Origin of the sequence: Halioglobus sp. Uisw_031 (assembly GCF_047729875.1) — a bacterium.
Lineage (GTDB): Bacteria > Pseudomonadota > Gammaproteobacteria > Pseudomonadales > Halieaceae > Marimicrobium.
In genome coordinates this window covers 2,916,940-2,935,729 of record NZ_CP159826.1, presented here as the reverse complement: position 1 = coordinate 2,935,729, position 18,790 = coordinate 2,916,940, and the positions used below count along the sequence as shown (strand labels likewise).

Below are 18,790 nucleotides of genomic sequence, written 5' to 3'. Positions count from 1 at the left end.
GCGGGCGCAATGGCGGGTGCAATGGCATAATGATTGACGCTTGTAACGCATTAACAGGAGTCTTCTAATGCAGAAAATGTTTAGCGCAGGGTTAAACGGGTGCACACGCAGTGCCGGATTTTTGATGCTCGCATTTTTTAGCACAGGTCTTATCGCGCAAGAGCCTTTCGAGCGCACTGAACAGCGTGAGCCGTGCGACGAATATCATGTGAATAAACGTCCGATGTTCGGTGACCTGCATGTGCATACCAGCTATTCGTTTGACAGCTACGTTTCCAGTCAGCGCAACGATCCCGATGCCGCCTACCGCTACGCCCGCGGAGAGCCGATTACCCTGCCTGACGCAGACGCAAACCAGACGGTCATTGCGCAGATTCAGAGGCCGCTGGATTTTACGGCCATTACCGATCACGCGGAATTTCTTGGCCCTATCAATCTTTGCACCCAGGACGCCTCTACGCTGTCCTATTGGTTTCCTGCGTGTATTGCGACGCGAAATGAATTTTTTCTTGTTCAGTTGCTGGCCGCGAACTACTGGGTTTCACTAGGTGTTACGGACACCTCCAAGGATAAAAAGCAATCGCTTGTCTGTTCGATTGGAGACTGTGACAAGGCGCATAAAGAGACCTGGAAAAAAATTCAGGACGCGGCCGAAAAACATTATGATCGCAGCAGCGACTGCAGTTTCACCACCTTCAATGCCTACGAATATACCGATGCGCCTAACTTCTCCAACCTGCATCGCAATGTTATTTTTCGCAACGACAACGTGACAGCAACAGCCATTTCCACCTATGACACCGGTTCGCTGAACTACCCAGAGCTATGGAAGCGTCTGCGCCAAGAGTGTATCGACGGGGATGTCGGCTGTGATGTGATGTCGATACCGCATAATTCAAACCTCAGTCGTGGCTTGATGTTCCCCGATCCGAACAGTGAGCAGGAAGCGCAGGATCGTCTGTTCTTCGAGCCTCTGGTGGAATTGGTGCAGCATAAAGCGGCCAGTGAATGTCGCTTTGATCGGCTGCTGGGTCGCGGTGTGGCAACCGAGGATGAACTGTGTGATTTCGAACAGGTGCAATCGGACAACCTTTCAATGCTCGGCTCAGTGTTCGGAGAGTTACGCACTGACGAAGCAGACCCCGTGGCAATCGATGAGTTTGGGCGACGCAACATGGTGCGCAATGTACTCAAAGACGGCCTTGCACTGGAGCAAACAACGGGCACCAACCCGTTTAAGATGGGCTTTATTGGCAGCACCGACACTCACAGTGCAACCCCCGGAGGCGCAGAAGAAGACAACTATGTGGGCCATCTTGGCAGGCGCGATGCCGGCTACCGCAATGTTCAGGATCACTTTTTTGATAATCCAGGGGGTTTGGCCGTCGTCTGGGCAGAAGAAAATTCTCGTGACAGTATCTTCGAAGGTATGCGTCAACGGGAGGCCTACGCCACCAGCGGCACCCGCCCCATTGTGCGGTTCTTTGCCGGAGAAGAATACGCGGCTGAACTGTGTAGTGATCCACAGATGATAGAGAAAGCCTATGCGGGCGGCGTACCCATGGGCAGCGAGTTAGAGGCCTTCGCAGCTTCACCCACTTTTTTGGTCAGTGCGGCCAAGGACGCCGGCAGCCGCGGACATCCCGGCCTTGATCTGCAGCGTATTCAGGTCATCAAAGGCTGGCTGGATGACGCAGGGCAGACGCACGAACAGGTTTTTGATGTGGCAGGCAATGCAGACAATGGGGCAGGCGTCGATCCCAACTCCTGCAGGCCGACGGGTAGCGGCCACAAAAATCTTTGCGTGGTATGGCAGGATCCTCATTATGACGACAGTGAGGCCGCCTTCTATTATGTTCGAGTGCTTGAAAACCCCAGCTGTCGCTGGAGTACCCTCCATTGCCAGGCTGCCGGGGTGAATCCCTTTGCCCCGAATTGCGCTGAGCAAGCCGCCACAAAGACTGAGCGCATGAAGGACAACGGCGCGATAGGTGACGTTTATGGTAAATGTTGCCTCGACCCCAGCCAGCAGCCTTTTTATTCTCCCACGCTGCAAGAGAGAGCATGGACTTCGCCTATTTGGATTAATCCGCGTAAAACATAGCGCAACTTACTCACTGCAGACTCCGCCAAGGAGCAGGAATCAGTGGCTTCAGGGGCGTGCTGGACGGGACTATTTTGGGTAGACTAACGCTCCTGTCGTTTACGAGCTGACATCTTGCGTAAAGATACTGCCGCCACCCGCAAACGTATTATTGATACCGCCGAGCGATTATTTGCAGAGCGAGGAGTCGACAATACCAGCCTATTGGATATCGCGAAGGCCGCCCAGCAAAAGAATCGGAGTGCCTTACAGTATCATTTCACCAATAAGCAAGGACTGCTGGACGCTGTTCTGGACAAGCATGCGAAGGGTATTGCCGAGTACCGAGTAACAATGCTGGACCAGCTGGAGTCCGAAGGCTCGTTTAGCCTCTATCAGCTCATTGAAGTACTGGTGCTTCCAGTTGCCGCTCAACTGGATGATGCCGACGGTGGGCATGCGTTCCTAAGAATACATAGCCAGCTAATGACTTCCGAGCGTTATCGCGAGCTCCGCGCTCATCGCGACAAGGATGCGACGGACATTCAGCGCTTGAACATAATGATTGTGCGGTGCATCAATACAAACAATCCAGAAATCATCGGCGCGCGCTTATTATTAATGGGGGCTCTAATGATTCACGGGTTGGCGGGTTACCTGAGTCAAGCGGATCGTATCTCCCGTCCTATATTTTTACACGCCATTATTCAGGGCATTGTTGACCTGCTTCAACAGCCCGATTCTCCAGATCCTCGAGATTTGCCAGTCGACCTGTAAGCGTGGCGATGGCGGCAACGTGCGCTATTCTTACTTAATACTAATTGATTAAGTCTGTGCGGTGTGTTCCAATCTTCGCTGTATTTTATTGTTGATACCCCGCTGGAAAATTAACGCCTCCTACCGCGACAGGCACCGCCATGAATCAACTGCACTACCGCACCTGTAACCTCTGTGAAACCATGTGTGGCATAGAGATCGAACACGATGGCAAACAGGTTATCGCCATACGCGGTGATAAGAATGATGTCCTGAGCAAAGGTAACATCTGTCCCAAGGCCATCGGCTTGCAAGATATCCATACCTGCGAGGATCGTTTGCGTAAACCGTTGAAGCGGGTTCGCAAAAATCCCGAGCAGAAAAGTCACGATGACGCGTGGGTAGAAGTTGAGTGGGATGACGCCATTGAGTATGCGGCTGAGGGTCTAGCGCGGATTCAGAATCAGCACGGAGCTGACAGCATTGCCTCCTATTTTGGTCGCAGCACTGCGCATAATATTGGCACGCTACTCGCGGTTACGCCGATACAAAAAATTATGGGCACGCGTAATGTTTATACCGGTTCAACCGTTGATCAGATGCCCCATAATTTTGTCTGGCATCATATGCTGGGGCACCAGTTTCTTTGCACCATCCCCGATATAAACCGGACTGACTATTACCTGATGCTCGGCACTAACCCTAAAGTGTCGAACGGCGCTCAGATGTCGACGGGCGCAAACACGTATAAAAAACTCAATGAAATTCGTCAGCGCGGCGGTAAATGCGTATTGATCGATCCGCGTCGCACTGAGTCAGCTAAGTACATGGATGAACATCACTTCATTATGCCACACGCTGATTCAATGTTTTTGATCGGCTTGATTCAGGTGATTTTTGCCAAGGGTCTGGCCAAGCCGGGTCGTATGGCAGAACACATCAATGGCTGGAGTCAGATTGAGCCACTCGTTAATCAGTTTGATTTAGGTCGGATTGCTGAGGTCACTGGCATCGCGCGTAGCGACATAGAGCGTATTGCAGAAGAATTTTCGAGTGCCAACAGTGCTGTCTGTTATGGGCGTACGGGAGTGTCTATGGTGCAGTTTGCGGGTCTCACTCAATGGCTGATGCAAGTCATGAACGTGATCACTGGCAATATGGACGAGATCGGCGGCATGATGTTCCCTAAGCCTGCTATTGAATCGCTGCCCCTGACCCAATCCAGCTGGGATACGTATCGCTCTCGTGTTACTGGGCGGCCCGAGTTTTCGGGGGAATTCCCAATGGCTATTCTGGGTGAAGAGATTATGACGCCAGGGGAGGGCCAGGTGCGTGGGCTGCTCGGCCTGGCGGGGAATATGGTGCTCTCCATGGCCGATGGCCATCACACGGAAAAGGCGCTTAACGCACTAGAATTCTATGTGGCGGTCGACCCCTACCTCAACGAAACGACCCGTTTTGCCGATGTTATTTTGCCGCCGTGTGGACCGTTGGAAAAAGGCCACTACGACATGTTTTATCATCTCTATGACACCATAAATTGGTCCAAATACTCTCCGCAGTTATTTGAAACCCAATCTTCCAAATGGACAGATTTCGAGATATTTACCGATTTAATGGCATGCTTTGCACGCAAGCGTACTGCCAATCCTCTCAAGAAATTGTTCTACGGCGCTATTCACACATTGGTACGCCATACATTAACGACCGATCGCATTGTAGATCTGGGACTGCGTTTCGGGCCATACGGTAAAGGTATCAATCCCTTCAACAAGAAGGGGTTGTCTTTGCAAAAGCTTAAGGATAATCCTCACGGTATCTTCCTCGGCAACCTCGAATATTCATTACCTGAAGGCCTTTACACTGCCGACAAGAAAATTAATCTCGCGCCACAGTGTTTTGTCGATGATCTACCACGTTTAAAAGCCCACTTTGTTGACGGCGGCATGGAAGCGGAACAATCTGAGTCTGAATTTGATCTGAAGATTATTAGCCGCCTCACCAATCGCACGCTAGGGTGGATGCATCATAGCCAGCGCCTGGTGAAAGGTAAGAACCCTTGCGAGCTGATGATGAATCCAGCCGATGCAATGGCTAGAGATATTTCAACAGACAGCCTGGTGAACGTGACGTCACGCACTGGCCAGATTCAAATGCCTGTCATCCTCACAGAGGACATGATGCCGGGAGTCGTTTGTATGCCGCATCTGTGGGGGCACAATAGGAAAAACACTCGCCAGAAGGTGGCCAATGCCAACCCCGGTGTCAGCATGAATGACCTTACCGACGTGACCGGCATTGATCAGCTCACCGGAAATGCCATCGTGAATGGTGTACCGGTAAAAGTTGAGGTCGTCGCAAAGACGGCTCCTACGCAGCGCCAGCACGAAGACGAAACCGTAGAGGAGTTTGTGGTTTAGTTATTGCTGCCATGACTCAATACCGAGGTTTAACTATGTTTCCACTGAAACGACTTTCCGCCGCTTTTTTAACCGGCCTTTTTGCCGCCTCTATCTCCGGCATGGCTATCGGCGAGCAGCATCAGGCAAGCGCGCAGGCTGCAACCGACACGTCACCGATACACGCAGCCGTCAATGACAAAAGCATGCCCCGTTTAGAGGTGACGTTTAGCCGAGCGTTTGGAGCGCCTGCCGATGGCTCTTGGGACGGTCTTTTCTCTGCGGACAATATCTTGGATCCAATACGCTATGCCCGTGAGGCACCCGAAAAAACACTGTTTAAATCGGGTCAGTATGCGCTCAGCTCAACGACTTCGGGGAATGAGATCTGGTACGGCACAGCGGCATCCGTGTGGTGCTACTGGCCTTACATTTCGATGAAAATGCCACTGGCCCTGATGAATCATGAAACGCCCAACCACGCCTGTCAGATGACACCGCCGACGGGACAGCGTCCCACCGCGCAAATCTACTTTCACGATGTTGAGACGGGCGTCACTACCCACGTCGGTCCGGACACCGTTATCAATGGCCAGCAGTTTTTGACAGACTCAAGCTCCAGTGCGATCGAGCTGTCCAGCATAGACGCCATGCTTTCAATGCCCGGCTACACTTATCGAGGCGCAGGCAGTATCGATAATCTCACTTTTTTTGCCGGCTCAAATCAATACTCAATTAGAGACGTAAAGGCCAAACTGCTGGACGGTCTGAGCCCTGAGCAACGCGCTATTGAGTTGAAGAAATTCCCCGCCAATTTTGATTTCTCTCAATCGGGAATTATCGGCTATAACCGTATTTTTATGTTCGACAATGTCAAAAAAGAATACCTAGGCTATGCCGAGTTTTTCTTTGATACCGTTCGTCGCTTTCAGACGGTAGCCCACCCTGATGGCAGTCAGGGGTTGTACTGGTTCGGCGGTCCTGACCAGTCTGGTGGCCAAGTTGGCAAGAGCTTAAACGCCATGCTGCGCTGGGTGGGCACACAGGATGACCCCTTGTCCGGTGGCATGCTGGACAATGGCTTTGATATTGTGTCTGACCAACGCTTTGAGCAATACGGTGTGGTGGGTGATTTTCGGGAATTTGAGGTGGACGACAAGAAACATTTTGTCAGTAGCTCCTGGTACAACCCCTATGGGGAGCCAGCCGCGATGCTGGTCAGTAACGCCATGCCAGCCAACGGCTACTCGGTGAAAGCGCCTGTCGTTTATCAAACGGTTATGAAGTACACCGACTATGATCCCGATCAGGTGGGTGGACGTGGCGCCAAGTTCGCAGCGAATGCGTTCTTTGGAGACTACCTCTATTTTGGTTCTTATCATCAGGGGACCTCTGGGGCCTACGACAAAATTATGCATAAGTACTGTGACGAACAGCAGATTGAAAGCCTGTGTCAGCTGAGCGACTACGACACGCAAGATATAAAAGCGCATAGGGAATATATGATGAAAACCTGGCGTGCAGCGTCTATTTTTCGGATTAAAATTGAAGATATTCTAGCGACGAATACGCCACCGAAAGACAAAGTCGAGCTGCTCTATGGGAAAGAAAAAGACTGGGTTTTCGTACCCATAAAGTCACCTGGCAGCAACATCTACGACGGTTATCAATTTGTTATGGAAAATAACAAACTGGATCAGACGCCACTGTTCGGCGACGAAGGCTTTGGGCATCAGGGGATGGTTTACACTTTCACGTTCGTGGAGCACGATGGGAAATTATTTTTAGGCCTGTGGAACGCTACGTCGGGCCTATTCGACATGTTTGATTACACTGACCATGAGTTTTGGAACCATAGAGCCCTGTACCTGTTCGGTATAACTGTGCCGCTGCGGCCTTTCGGTCAGACTGATGTGGTTGAAAACAACCCCGCGCACTTCCTGTATCAAAGCGTCATCGATGATGGCTCACGCAATGGGTACACGCCAGAAGAGGCGAAGAGAGGCTGGTTAATGGTATTTGAAGACACCGAATCTCCAGCGGTTGAGTTTAAAGACGGCTTTGGCAACCCCTGCAACAATGGCGTGCGCAACTATGCAAAGGTGAATGGTGACCTGTACCTAGGAACCACGAGTTGGTGCAACCTAGGCGCGGATTCCGGTTTAGAGTACTACCGGTACGAAGGCTCAAACCGCTAATCAGGGGCAGCGGCTAATCGGCAGCACAGACCCGCCGGAGATAGACCACCGCTAAAAATTACAAGCGCGCTGTAGTACACTCACCGCTGACCCCGAATGGTATCGCGGCGAGTTTCTTTTAGAGCAAGCACACCATGCAAACAACAACCCAACAGACCCTCCCGCTGCGTTTGGGCATCACGCCTTGGCACATGAGCAGTACCATGGATGCCAATGCACTGTGTACACAGGCTGAGCTGGCCGAGCAGTGCGGCTACCACTCTTTCTGGTTGCCAGAGAGTCATTTTGCAGGTCCAACTTCAGTGCCCGAGCCTATTGTGCTGTTGGCAGCTGTGGCTGCGCGTACAACCACCATCAAGCTGGGCACTACCTCGTATCTGCTCCCTATCCGCAATGCCCTGCAGGCAGCGGAGCAAGTTGCCGTGCTGGATCAGCTCAGTGGAGGCCGACTCATTCTCGGACTCGGTCGGGGTTTTGAAAAGAATATGCTGAGTGCTTTCGACGTTAACCCCACAGAAAAACGCGAGTTACTCAACCGTAATCTTGACGTGATGAAAGCGGCTTGGGCAGGCGGTATTGTGGGTTCTCAGGCGATCGGTGCGGTGATGTCGCCACTGCCCGTACAGAAACCTCACCCGCCCATCTGGATGGCGGCTTTCGGCCCGAAGGCATTGGCGCAGGCGGGGAAGATGGGCACGCCCTATCTAGCGTCGCCCATGGAATCATTGCAGCAGTTAAAAGACAACTACGAGATTTATAATACGGCGTTAGATCAAAACAGCCAGCCCAGGCCGAGTGAAATCGTACTGATGCGTACGATTTTTATCAGTGATGACAAAGCACTGTGCAAGCAGGTAACACGTGACCTCGCACAATTGGCAAGCACGCTAAAGTTTGGCAACACGGTGATGGAAGCAGCCTGGATTGTGGGCAATGCAGACGAAGTTGCGAGCGAGATTCATGAGTATCAAGAACAGCTTGGCATGAACTACCTGATTGTTGCGCGCCCGCGCATCAAAGGCTTAAGTCGTCAATGCGCCGAGCAGTCGATGCGCGCATTGGCCGCAATGGTGGCGAATGTTTAGAGCGGGCCCATTGGCAGTAGCCCGCATTTCAATCAATGGCTGATGGGTCATACCGTGGTGTACCTTACCTATAGGGGTCTTTCCCCTAGTGGCTGCCGATGCTGAGCCGACGCTTCACGCCACCCGATATTTCGAGATCTGGATGTCCTCTGCCCCAAGGTCCGCGTAGTTGTCATTGGCGCGACCAATGCCGAACTCGCGCCAGGTAAAGGGGTGGTACTGGGGGTTGCCGTCGCAGAGTTCAGGGATTGGTTCTATCACGGCATCGAAGGTGGGGTTCAGGAAAAAGGGGATGCTGTAGCGATCCGTCTCGCGCATCGGCGTGACCCGGTGGACGGCGGCCTTGTACTGGTCGTTGCTCCAGACTTGTAGCGAGTCACCCAGGTTCACCACGATGGTGCCGGGACGCGGAGGGACATCGATCCAGCCGTGCTCTGCGGACTCAGTCTGCAGCCCGCCTGTCTGATCCTGGAGCAGCAGCGTGATCACGCCGGGGTCGGTATGCGGGCCCAAGGCCAGGTCTCCTAACGGCGCGAGACTCTCTCGATCAGACGCCGGCGTGGGATCATCGAGCGTATAGTGGTTGAGGCGCATTAGACTCCCAAGCGAACTGCCGTGGTGTTGCGCTGCGATGTCAGGCGGCAGGTTCAGGGCGGTGAGCACGAGCTGTAGCGTCTTTTCGGCCGCCGCGCCCATGACGTCGAAATACTCTGTTATCGTTTCCTGCACGTCAGGCATCCAGTCAGGCCAGACATTCGTGCTGAATTCGGGAGGCAAAGCAGGGGAGAGCAGGTCGAAGACCTCTTTGCGATCACGTACCCGTTTGGTGAGCTCGCGATCATAGTATCCGGTGGGCTGGCCTTCCTTGCGCATGAGCTGATGCTTCTGCTGTGGCTTCGATGCGAAGAAGCGTTCAGTGGCATCCCAAGTGCGCTCAATCACCGCGTCGAGGCCGTGCCCCTCGATGAGGAAGAAGCCGTGATCGCGGCACGCAGCGTCGAGTGCGGCGAGGGAAGCGGCCGAGGGATTGGAGAGGTCGATCGTCGGTACGCTCATGCTTTTTCTCCTAAAATGAGCCGTGGACTATAACCAAACATCAGCGTCAAAGACATCGCCTTTTTCAAGCGTCGGCATACACCGGATGACCACAGTTGGCGACACCCCATTCACTGCGGCAGCCTGCGTATCGGTATCGTGGGTAAACAGAGAGTGCGTTACTGCGACAGCCAGGTCATTACCTTGGCGACCAGCGTGTAGAACCACTCTTTCACTGCCAACCACACACTCGATGATTCACGTAGCGCTTTATCTTCATGGCTGCGCTCAATAATATAGGCGTGCACAAAGCGTGCATCGTCTTTATCGAGTACATCATCAAAGCGAGGCATGCCGGCATTTTTAATCGTACCTTCGAGTACCACTGGCAAGAAATTCTCATGCCATACCGGGTCGAGATGGCGCAGGTCCGGCACCGAGCCATCACTGACTGCATCCATACCATGGCATCGTGCACAGTAGCGACTGTATAGATGGTGACCGCGTTTCAATTCCTCAGCGCTGATATCCAGCCGCGTCGGGGGCTCGGGAAACTGCTTTTTAGGGATGGCAGGTAGTGACTCACTGGCACCGAGTTTAAAGGTAATCACCCGACCGTTTATCACCGGCCGCTCATGCTGTATGCCGATCATCAAGCTGAAGCCGCCGCCTCGGCCGACCATTACGGTGACATAGTTCTCTCCGTCTACCTGATAGCTGATCGGTGCGGCCATCACGCCATTTTGCACATCAGCACGCCACAAACGTTCACCCGTATCGGCGCGATAGGCATAAAAATAGCCGTCGACGCTACCCTGGAATACCAGGTTTCCGGCAGTGGCCAGCACGCCACCGTTGGGTCCGTAAGGGTAGTCCGCTCGCCATGCCGCCTGTTGCTTTACCGGATCCCAGGCCATTAAAAAAGACTGGGGCATGGTTTTCAAAATCGCTTGGGTCAGCTGTTGATTCAGGTCAGCACCATCAGCCTTATAGCCTAAATTCCAGTGGCGCGGCGTAAACTCAAACGCCTCCTCGGCTTCAAACTCGGTACCAAATTCAAGGGTCGGAATATACATTAAGCCGGTATCGGGGCTATAAGCCATGGGGTGCCAGTTATGCCCGCCCAGTCCGCTGGGAAAGATCATAGACGTGGTGCCGGGCGCATAACGCACACCAGGATTTTCAATCGGCCTGCCGGTACTCAAGTCATAGCCACTGGCCCAGGTAACTTTTACATAGGGCTCCGCCGACAGCAGCTCACCAGTGACGCGGTCATAGATATAAAAGAAACCTGCCTTAGGTGCCTGCATCAGAACTTTGCGCGGCAGGCCCTGCCACTCTATCTCCGCCAGCACCATTTGCTGGGTGGCCGTATAATCCCACGTGTCCCCCTCTACCTGCTGGTGATGCCACAGATATTCACCGCTGTCGGCATTCACGGCCACGATAGAGGTCAGAAATAGATTGTCCCCGCCATCAGGGCTGCGCATGTCACGGTTATGCGGCGCGCCGTTGCCGACACCGATATAGAGAATATTCAACTCGGGGTCGTAGACAATGGAATCCCAAACGGTGCCACCACCGCCGACCTTCCACCACTCACCGGTCCAGGTTTTAGCGGCCATCGCCATCAGCTCATTTTCAAAGCCATCGGCGGGGTTGCCCGGAATCGTATAAAACCGCCACGCCTGTTCGCCGGTTGCGGCATCATAGGCACTGACATAACCGCGCACCCCATACTCCGATCCGCCGTTGCCGATAATCACTTTGCCATTGGCTATGCGTGGCGCACCGGTGATCGAATACGCCTTGTTAATGTCTGTGGTCTGCGTTTCCCAAGCCGCGAGGCCGCTGACTGCATCGATCGCAATGAGGCGCCCATCCAGTGTGCCGACATAAACCTTATCTTGCCAAACAGCCACCCCGCGATTAACGGCACCGCAGCAATATTTATAAGCAGTCTCGCGCGGCACCCGTGGGTCATATTTCCACAACATCTCACCTGTGCGGGCATCAAGAGCATACACCACACTCCACTCGGCACTGGCGTACATCACCCCATCAACAACCAGCGGTGTACCCTGCAAACCATTGGTGAAAGGGGTCTCAAAAAACCAGCTAATGCCTAATTGATCGACATTACTGTCATTGATTGCTGTCAGCGGGCTGAAGCGCTGCTCACGCCAAGTGTTGCCGTGACTCATCCAGTTGCCCGGCTCTGCAGCGGCATCCGCCAGGCGTTGATCACTCACAGACAGCGAATAGCCGGGTAATGAAATAAGCAGTAGCGCGATAAAAGCGATTAAACGATTCAGGGTGAAGTGCCAGCCAGTATTATTGAGCGATCATTATACCGGCCGCGAGTAAAATTGTCAGGGTTGTGACAACTGCGGGCTGAACCCGCAGTCCCCTCAGATATTTCTGAAGGCCGCCCCACAGCAGCGCGGCCTACCTGTTTAGAGTGCCCCGCATTACAGATCGTCAGGTAGCTGTGTTGTGCCGCCCGTTGAAATCGAGGGAGTGGTAGCGCAGAATGTCGAGCTGTTGGTAACCTCCCACGATAATAATTGAATAAGGATTTGTGATGCCCGCATTTCGACTAAACCACATGGAACTGACCCTGCCACCGGGTACGCTGGACAAGGATCAGGATGCAATCTGCGCTTTCTACAGCGAGGTGTTCGGTTTTGAAACGATTCCGTTGCCGGTGCCGGTAATGGAAACACCGGGATTGGTCATGCGTACCGATGAGCATACCAGCCAGTTCCTGCTGTTATCGGAGCAGGAGAAATGCATACAGTCTCCCGGATATGATCACCTGGGTTTTATCTACGAAACCCGCGCAGAAGTCGATGATGTCCGGGCGCAGTGCGCGCAGTGGGCGAAGAAAGATGAGCGCCTGCAGATCAAGGACTACGACGACATAGTCATTGGCACCTCCACCACGCGTGCATTCTATGTGCGCTACCTGCTACCGATCTGGTTTGATGTGCAGACTGTTGAGTATGAACCGGGCACAGAGCCGGCGAATCGTTGGGTGTATCAGTGACGCCAACTATTCGGGCAACTGTCCCTGCAGGAAGCGCAGCATGTTGCCACCCATCACGGCACGAATTTCTGCCTCGGTAAAGTCCTGGTCCAGCATGGCCTGTGTGAGTGCCGCCAGTTCGGAGGTGTCCAGTGATGTTGTTACCGCGCCGTCGTAATCTGAGCCTAGTGCAATATGCTCGAGACCCATCAGGTCAATGCCATAGCGAATGGACCTGACGATACCCGCCGGTGTGTAGTCACAGGCGGTTGCGTCCCAATAGCCCACACCGATGATGCCACCTGTCTCCGCCACTTGCAGCATCAGATCGTCATCCAGATTGCGCGCTGAGTCGCAGTGCCCCTTGAAGCCGCCGTGCGAGAGAATGACGGGGCGTGATGACAATTCCAGCACGTCGCGTACCATTTGTGGGGATGCGTGCGCGATATCAATTGTCATGTTCAGTTGGTCGGCGCGCTCAATAACACTGCGGCCAAACCCGGTGAGCCCCTCACCGCTGATGCCGTGCAGTGAGCCGCCCAGTTCATTGTCGAAGAAGTGCGTCAACCCTACAAACTGAAGTCCCTGCGCCTGCAAAATATCGAGATTGTTCACGTCACCCTCTAGCGGATGGGCTCCTTCAATCAGATACATTGCGCCCACGACATCGGGATCTGACTGGCGGGCGCTCAGCAGTTGTTCAAGGTCGGCCTTGCGGCGAATGAAAATCACTTCAGGTTTATTGGCGTCTACCAGATCATGCAATTTGTCCAGCTGGTACTGCGCCCGGGCAAACAGTGAACCCCACGTTGAGCTGGGCCAGCCGCTGACGATGGCCAGTGATGTAATAGTGTCTGTTCCCGCTTCATTGCTTTCGTAGTTTTGGCCGGTGGGGCTTTTAGTCGTCGCGGAAAACACCTGTATCGCGACGTTGCCCTGGCGCATGCGCGGCAGATCGACCTGCCCGCGCGTGGATTGCTCACTGAGATCACGATCCCAAAGTAGGGCGTCGCTGTGCAGATCGACAACAAAGAGTGAGTCATGCAGTGTCCGGGCCCGCTCAGAGATGTTGTACGGCGCATGCTCATCGACAACATTCAAGGCGCTTTCCAGAAGGCCTGGCAGTACTAGACGACCAATAGCAGCAATAGCAATCACAAATGCCAGCATTCCGAACAGGATTTTAGACCGCATACGTTATATGACCTCGCTGGTTGAGTTGTCGGTAGATAGGTTACCTCTAAATGGCCGGGTATAGGTAAAGAGTATATGGGCTCATTTTTTACTAATGCCCCTGGTGCTGGATGTTGGTACTATGTTCACAACACGTCGTTACCCAGAATAATTATTAGTCATTAACCCATGCGCGAACAATGAGACTCTCTCAGTCAGCCCTGAAAAAGGAATATATTCCCGCGCTGGAGGGCATGCGGTCACTCGCCGTTCTGGCCGTCTTGTTCTTTCATCTGGAAATCAACTTTTTCCCTGGTGGTTTTCTGGGGGTCGATTTATTTTTTGTCATCTCCGGCTTTATCATCACGCGTAACCTGCTATTCGATCTTGAACGCCAGCGCTTCTCCCTCAAAGACTTTTACTATCGTCGATTCCGCCGAATAATCCCGGCCCTTGTCGCGACCATATATATTACACTGCTATGCGCTGTTGTGATAGTGCCGGCAGCTGAGCTTGCGCTTACCGCGAAATCGGCCGTCTACCCCGTAGCAATGTTAATGGTGACTTAGGCATCACAAATTAGTCGATAGAACTAACAATGTCAGAACCTTGGCGAGGGACATGTTGAGTTACATGCCAGGTATTTGCGCGTTCTCATCGGCATACTGCGCACATCGGGCCTCGTCCGGCTCCACCAACAACTCAATGTCCGCCGCCGCCGCCAGAAGCGCGCACTGGACATGATCGCCGATCTGCGAACTCACGTTGAACACGGCGTTATCGTTGTCGGGCGCAGCCGCGAGGATATCCGGGTAGCCTTCTTCGGGTGCGATCAGGTAGCCCAGTTGATCGTTGGCTAGCCCGAAGAAAAAATGCTGTTGCGCTTCGACACGTTCTTCCATCGCCAGTTGAATCGCCGGGTAACCTTCGCCAGGCACTGCCGCGAACAATACGTTGCCGATGCGAGCTGCAGAGACCACTGTGCCGATGGTTTCTTCCTCTGCCGATAACCAGGGCGGCGTGTTACTGCGCAAGATCAAGCCTTGCAAAACGACGAACGGCAATATGGGATTGGTATAAGTTTCCCGCAGAAAACGCTGGGTGACCGAAACCTCGTCACCTTCCACGGGCTCAAGATCAGCCATGGCCAGGAGTGCGCGCTCTTCCACCAGTGCGCCATATGATCGCAGCCGCTCCTCATTTGTATCGCCGCCACCAATGTCGCGCTGGGGTTGGGTGCGACCAACGTCCGCCACCATCACCAGCGCCGTGTCAATGCCCAGTTCGCTTTCGATGCTGCTGGCAACCACGCTTGGCCAGTCACCTGAGATGAGGGTATTGTCGCTACCCATTACCGTTGCATGGGCCGAGAAATTGATCATGGCGGCGATCACGCTGGTGGCATCACCTGGTTCAGTTGCAACGAGCACGCGCAGTTCCCCGTCTACGACGGCATTGGGTGGTGCATCAAACTGGCTGCGAATAAGGTCGGTCGCATCGACTGCACCGATCGAGAGCTCGGCGGGCGTACGTGACTCGTACGCCGCGACGATCGCCGCCACTGTCTGGTCACGCAAGTAGGTAAGGTACGACTCAGGAACCCCGCCCCACACGCCAATGGTGTCGGGGCCGGCATGACTGTGATCTGAGCCGATAATGACATGCGAGCGGGGAATGGCGCCCCCGGTTGCGGCCTCAACCGCTGCCGCGACGTCGAGCAGGCCGTAGGGCCCCTGCTCATAAGCGGCAAACATGCCCTGTGTTTCGTTCTGGGCAAACGCCAGCGTGCCGTTCGGACCATTTACCACGAACGCCCTAACGTAAATTGGCTCGAGCACGCCGGTTGATGGACGCTCCGGGCCCAGCCCGTAGCCCCCAAGGAAGACACTGCTGCCGTCCGGAGGAGCGGTGTCTGCCGTGGGGGTGATATCGCGCTTGGCGGCGCCCACTTGCAGGCCAGACACTGGCCGAATGCCGTCGCTCCCGTCTGAGCATCCCGACAAGGGTATCAGTATGGCCAGGAAAGCGGTGCAGAGCAGGGTGCCGCTGTGATTTTTCAGTGCTTTTATTGTTACTTTACTTTGCATGGTTGGCATTACTCTGTCGCATTTTTCTGGTTCAATGGTACCGGTCACTTCAATAAGAGACAATAATGACGTCACTTATCGAGGTGTTTATGACAGAGAAACGCCACCGATTCCCACCGGACATTATCAGCTACGCAGTCTGGCTCTACTATCGCTTTAATCTCAGCCACAGAGACATCGAAGATCTACTTGCCGAACGAGGCATCACCGTCAGCCGAGAAACGATTCGTCTCTGGTGTATCAAGTTTGGTGCCCTATACGCCCGGAGACTACAACGAAAACACCGAGGGTTTGGCGACACTTTCTACATCGATGAGGTCTTCATTAAGATTAACGGTAAGCAGCATTACCCGTGGCGTGCTGTTGATCAGGACGGAGAAGTGGTTGATGTCTACCTACAGACCAAGCGGGATGGAGCCGCGGCGAAACGTTTCTTCAAAAGGTTATTGCGAAGCCATGGCGGCGAGCCTAGAAAGATCGTTACCGACAAACTGCGCAGCTATGGCGTTGCTCAGCGCGAATTGATCCCAGAGACGATCCACAGCACTAAGCAGTATGAGAATAATCGGGCAGAGCAATCGCATGAGGCGACCAGGGTAAGAGAGCGGGGGATGCGTAGGTTCAAATCAGTTGGTCAGGCTCAACGATTCCTGGGTGCGCATGCTGCGGTTTTTAACCTGTTCAATCTCGGCAGGCACTTGGTCAGGGCTGAACATTATCGAAGTCTCAGGACAGGTGCGTTCGCTGAATGGAGTAGGGTGGTTGCCTGAGAATCCAACTCAGATAAGGGCGGCCTGAAATAGTTAACTTGCCGATACCCAAATTCCCAATCTCAATCTTGGGGAAAATGTCGTTATTGTGTATAGGTGTGCGCGTAAGTGCGCTTTAAAAAGGTGATAGGTACTGGGTTTTGATCGTCTGTGATCGCCTGTGATCAACAGATCAGGCTATACTGTGATTATTGGCGATAGTTTGACCAAACGCCAATGGCTACAGTAACGTACGTACCATAGGAATAGCCTTCCCAGACACCGTGAGACATATTATGCAAAAGCCAGATACGAGCCTTCAATTTCGCACCGCTTGGCGTGCCCTAGGTCGCCTGCGTCTAGACCCCGATAACACCGACGAGGTGTTCGTTATCATCCGCGCGCTGTCGGGCAATTCAGGCGAGCGCCACTATCGCAAGTTTAAGAAGACCGAGGCCGGCCAGCGCATCTTGGCAGAAAAGCGCAACTTACTGGACACTCTGATAGACCACGATTACTTGCGCTCGCTGCCGCAAGAGAGCCTAGGCCACCAGTATCTGTTGTTCACTGAGCGCGAAAAAATTACCGCCGAAGGATTGGTCGCGGCGAGCGAGTCTGGCGGTCGTACTGAGGTGGGTGAGAATCGTCAGCGGTTCTTCAATCGCCTACGTGATTGCCATGACTTGCAGCATGTCACCACAGGCTGGGGGCGCGATCTGCTCGGTGAAGGCTCGGTCCTTGCCTTCAGCATTGCTCAAAAGTGGCACCACGGTATTGCTCTAATCGTCGCTATGGCGTTTTGGACGGGCGGGCCTGAAATGCGCGGCATGATTCGCAAGGCCTGGCGGCGCGGGAAGCAGAGTGAATGTCTCGAGTTTGCAGATTGGGAGGGGCTGCTACCGCTGCCGCTTGCGCAGGTTCGGCAGCAGCTCGGATTGGGCGAGCCGCCTGTGTATGAGCCGGTCTGGTCTCTTGGTGCTGCTGCTTCGACGGTGGGTCAGTGAAAGCCTGGGATTGACGCACGTTTTACAGCGGGCCGCGGGCTTGTTGGGAGCTCCACGCTGACGTTTTTTGACACAATCTTGATAACAGCAGGAACGATCTATGTCCCGATTAAGTCGACGCGGTTTTCTACAGTTTAGCGTGGCCGCCGCGGTGGCCAGTACCGCCGCGTGCAGTTCGGACGAACCCGAGATAAGCCCGGACAAGCGGTTCCCACCGGGCAGCTTCGGTGCCAGCGCAACGGCTGAAGCGGTGACTGAAGGGGTAAACCTGAGTGGCAAGACGGCATTGGTGACCGGCTGCAACTCCGGCCTCGGCTATGAAACGCTTGCTGTGCTGGCGGGCCGCGGTGTGCATGTCATCGGTACCGGCCGCACGCTGGAAAAAGCCCAGCAGGCCTGCGCCAGTGTGGGCGGGAAGACCACGCCACTTGCGCTGGAGCTGGCGGATTTCCAGTCGGCGGTCGACTGCGCTGACGCCGTGAAGGGCATGGGTGTGCAGTTGGACATGGTGATCGCCAATGCCGGCATCAACGCCTTCGGTGAGTTGATCCTAGTGGATGGCATAGAACGCACGTTCAGGGTTAATCACCTGGGTCACTTTGTACTCGTCAATCACTTGCTGCCGCTGATGAACCCGCAGGGAGGCAGAATCGTGCACGTCGGCAGTCGCTCCGCCTATAAGCAGGCACCGCCTGCAGGCATCGTGTTTGACAGTCTGAATGGCGACGTGGTGCTCGAGTCGGGTGAATACTACGGTCAATCTAAACTGGCGAATGCGCTGTTCTCTTTGCAGCTATCAAAGCAATTGGCCGGCTCGGGCGTCACGTCCAACGTGATTCACCCGGGTCTGGTGCAAACCAACATTGCCCGCAATGCCCCTGCTGTCATCCGCAAGGGCTTTGAATGGGTGGGCCCACTGATTGCAAAAACCCCTGCCGAGGGTGCGGCCACTCAAGTGTATGTCGCTGCAAACCCGGAGGTTGCCGGGGTGAATGGTGCGTATTTTGAAGACTGTAATCCGGTGACGGTGAATGGGCCGAACCACGTCTTCGATCAGCCCATGGCGCAGAAGCTGTGGCAGGTGTCGACGCAAATGACTAACGGCTATGTGTAACCCCATACGTCAGTTGTAGGTCTGGCCAAGCGCAAGACGCATTGACCGAGTCAACCCAACCCACACATGCCAACACCCG

14 protein-coding genes are annotated in these 18,790 nt (G+C 54.0%); 10 read left to right on the top strand and 4 right to left on the bottom strand.

Annotation, left to right across the window (positions count from 1 at the left end):
- Nucleotides 1-67 precede the first annotated feature (67 nt).
- From ABXT62_RS13245 to ABXT62_RS13225, 5 genes are all read left to right on the top strand, one after another.
- Complete coding sequence (locus tag ABXT62_RS13245; RefSeq protein ID WP_415355754.1) at nucleotides 68-2,104, top strand: DUF3604 domain-containing protein; 2,037 nt, start codon at nucleotides 68-70, stop codon at nucleotides 2,102-2,104.
- Between the two features lie 114 nt (nucleotides 2,105-2,218).
- Nucleotides 2,219-2,860: a TetR/AcrR family transcriptional regulator gene (locus ABXT62_RS13240; RefSeq protein WP_415355753.1), complete on the top strand. Its 642-nt coding sequence runs from the start codon at nucleotides 2,219-2,221 to the stop codon at nucleotides 2,858-2,860.
- A gap of 140 nt (nucleotides 2,861-3,000) precedes the next feature.
- On the top strand, nucleotides 3,001-5,259 hold the full coding sequence (locus ABXT62_RS13235; RefSeq protein WP_415355752.1) for a molybdopterin-dependent oxidoreductase: 2,259 nt from the start codon (nucleotides 3,001-3,003) through the stop codon (nucleotides 5,257-5,259).
- Between the two features lie 35 nt (nucleotides 5,260-5,294).
- Nucleotides 5,295-7,436, top strand: coding sequence for a hypothetical protein (locus ABXT62_RS13230; RefSeq protein WP_415355751.1), 2,142 nt, complete (start codon nucleotides 5,295-5,297; stop codon nucleotides 7,434-7,436).
- 134 nt (nucleotides 7,437-7,570) lie between these two features.
- The gene (locus ABXT62_RS13225; protein ID WP_415355750.1) at nucleotides 7,571-8,521 is read left to right on the top strand and encodes an LLM class flavin-dependent oxidoreductase; all 951 of its coding nucleotides are present in this window, start codon (nucleotides 7,571-7,573) and stop codon (nucleotides 8,519-8,521) included.
- 114 nt (nucleotides 8,522-8,635) lie between these two features.
- On the opposite strand, the gene ABXT62_RS13220 is transcribed toward ABXT62_RS13225, so the two are convergent.
- On the bottom strand, nucleotides 8,636-9,577 hold the full coding sequence (locus ABXT62_RS13220) for an isopenicillin N synthase family dioxygenase (RefSeq protein ID WP_415355749.1): 942 nt from the start codon (nucleotides 9,575-9,577) through the stop codon (nucleotides 8,636-8,638).
- Between the two features lie 158 nt (nucleotides 9,578-9,735).
- Entirely contained in the window at nucleotides 9,736-11,808 is a 2,073-nt protein-coding gene (locus tag ABXT62_RS13215) for a PQQ-dependent dehydrogenase, methanol/ethanol family (protein WP_415355748.1), read from the bottom strand.
- Nucleotides 11,809-12,140: 332 nt separating this feature from the next.
- On the opposite strand from ABXT62_RS13215, the gene ABXT62_RS13210 reads away from it, so the two are divergent.
- The gene (locus ABXT62_RS13210) at nucleotides 12,141-12,605 is read left to right on the top strand and encodes a VOC family protein (protein ID WP_415355747.1); all 465 of its coding nucleotides are present in this window, start codon (nucleotides 12,141-12,143) and stop codon (nucleotides 12,603-12,605) included.
- Nucleotides 12,606-12,611: 6 nt separating this feature from the next.
- Here the strand turns inward: ABXT62_RS13210 and ABXT62_RS13205 are convergent, their stop codons facing one another.
- On the bottom strand, nucleotides 12,612-13,778 hold the full coding sequence (locus ABXT62_RS13205; RefSeq protein WP_415355746.1) for a dipeptidase: 1,167 nt from the start codon (nucleotides 13,776-13,778) through the stop codon (nucleotides 12,612-12,614).
- 179 nt (nucleotides 13,779-13,957) lie between these two features.
- Here ABXT62_RS13205 and ABXT62_RS13200 point away from each other — a divergent pair, with 179 nt between their 5' ends.
- Nucleotides 13,958-14,326 carry an acyltransferase family protein gene (locus ABXT62_RS13200; protein ID WP_415355745.1) on the top strand — a complete coding sequence of 123 codons (369 nt, stop codon included), beginning with the start codon at nucleotides 13,958-13,960 and terminating at the stop codon, nucleotides 14,324-14,326.
- A 60-nt stretch (nucleotides 14,327-14,386) separates the two neighbouring features.
- Here ABXT62_RS13200 and ABXT62_RS13195 read toward each other — a convergent pair whose 3' ends face one another.
- A complete protein-coding gene (locus tag ABXT62_RS13195; RefSeq protein WP_415355744.1) occupies nucleotides 14,387-15,844 on the bottom strand; it encodes a neutral/alkaline non-lysosomal ceramidase N-terminal domain-containing protein in 1,458 nt (485 codons plus the stop codon).
- A gap of 89 nt (nucleotides 15,845-15,933) precedes the next feature.
- Between ABXT62_RS13195 and ABXT62_RS13190 the strand changes: the two genes are divergently transcribed.
- The 3 genes from ABXT62_RS13190 (at nucleotide 15,934) to ABXT62_RS13180 (ending at nucleotide 18,711) form a co-directional block, all read left to right on the top strand.
- Complete coding sequence (locus tag ABXT62_RS13190) at nucleotides 15,934-16,614, top strand: IS6 family transposase (protein ID WP_415358215.1); 681 nt, start codon at nucleotides 15,934-15,936, stop codon at nucleotides 16,612-16,614.
- Between the two features lie 275 nt (nucleotides 16,615-16,889).
- Entirely contained in the window at nucleotides 16,890-17,597 is a 708-nt protein-coding gene (locus ABXT62_RS13185) for a Coq4 family protein (RefSeq protein ID WP_415355743.1), read from the top strand.
- A gap of 100 nt (nucleotides 17,598-17,697) precedes the next feature.
- Complete coding sequence (locus ABXT62_RS13180) at nucleotides 17,698-18,711, top strand: SDR family NAD(P)-dependent oxidoreductase (RefSeq protein WP_415355742.1); 1,014 nt, start codon at nucleotides 17,698-17,700, stop codon at nucleotides 18,709-18,711.
- Nucleotides 18,712-18,790: the final 79 nt, after the last annotated feature.

Excerpts from the sequence above, each read along its gene's own strand:
- ABXT62_RS13185 (WP_415355743.1), top strand. The coding sequence starts at position 16,890 with ATGCAAAAGCCAGATACGAGCCTTCAATTTCGCACCGCTTGGCGTGCC.
- ABXT62_RS13180 (WP_415355742.1), top strand. The coding sequence starts at position 17,698 with ATGTCCCGATTAAGTCGACGCGGTTTTCTACAGTTTAGCGTGGCCGCC.
- ABXT62_RS13245 (WP_415355754.1), top strand. The coding sequence starts at position 68 with ATGCAGAAAATGTTTAGCGCAGGGTTAAACGGGTGCACACGCAGTGCC.
- ABXT62_RS13235 (WP_415355752.1), top strand. The coding sequence starts at position 3,001 with ATGAATCAACTGCACTACCGCACCTGTAACCTCTGTGAAACCATGTGT.
- ABXT62_RS13195 (WP_415355744.1), bottom strand. The coding sequence starts at position 15,844 with ATGCAAAGTAAAGTAACAATAAAAGCACTGAAAAATCACAGCGGCACC.
- ABXT62_RS13220 (WP_415355749.1), bottom strand. The coding sequence starts at position 9,577 with ATGAGCGTACCGACGATCGACCTCTCCAATCCCTCGGCCGCTTCCCTC.
- ABXT62_RS13190 (WP_415358215.1), top strand. The coding sequence starts at position 15,934 with ATGACAGAGAAACGCCACCGATTCCCACCGGACATTATCAGCTACGCA.
- ABXT62_RS13225 (WP_415355750.1), top strand. The coding sequence starts at position 7,571 with ATGCAAACAACAACCCAACAGACCCTCCCGCTGCGTTTGGGCATCACG.
- ABXT62_RS13200 (WP_415355745.1), top strand. The coding sequence starts at position 13,958 with ATGAGACTCTCTCAGTCAGCCCTGAAAAAGGAATATATTCCCGCGCTG.
- ABXT62_RS13230 (WP_415355751.1), top strand. The coding sequence starts at position 5,295 with ATGTTTCCACTGAAACGACTTTCCGCCGCTTTTTTAACCGGCCTTTTT.
- ABXT62_RS13205 (WP_415355746.1), bottom strand. The coding sequence starts at position 13,778 with ATGCGGTCTAAAATCCTGTTCGGAATGCTGGCATTTGTGATTGCTATT.
- ABXT62_RS13210 (WP_415355747.1), top strand. The coding sequence starts at position 12,141 with ATGCCCGCATTTCGACTAAACCACATGGAACTGACCCTGCCACCGGGT.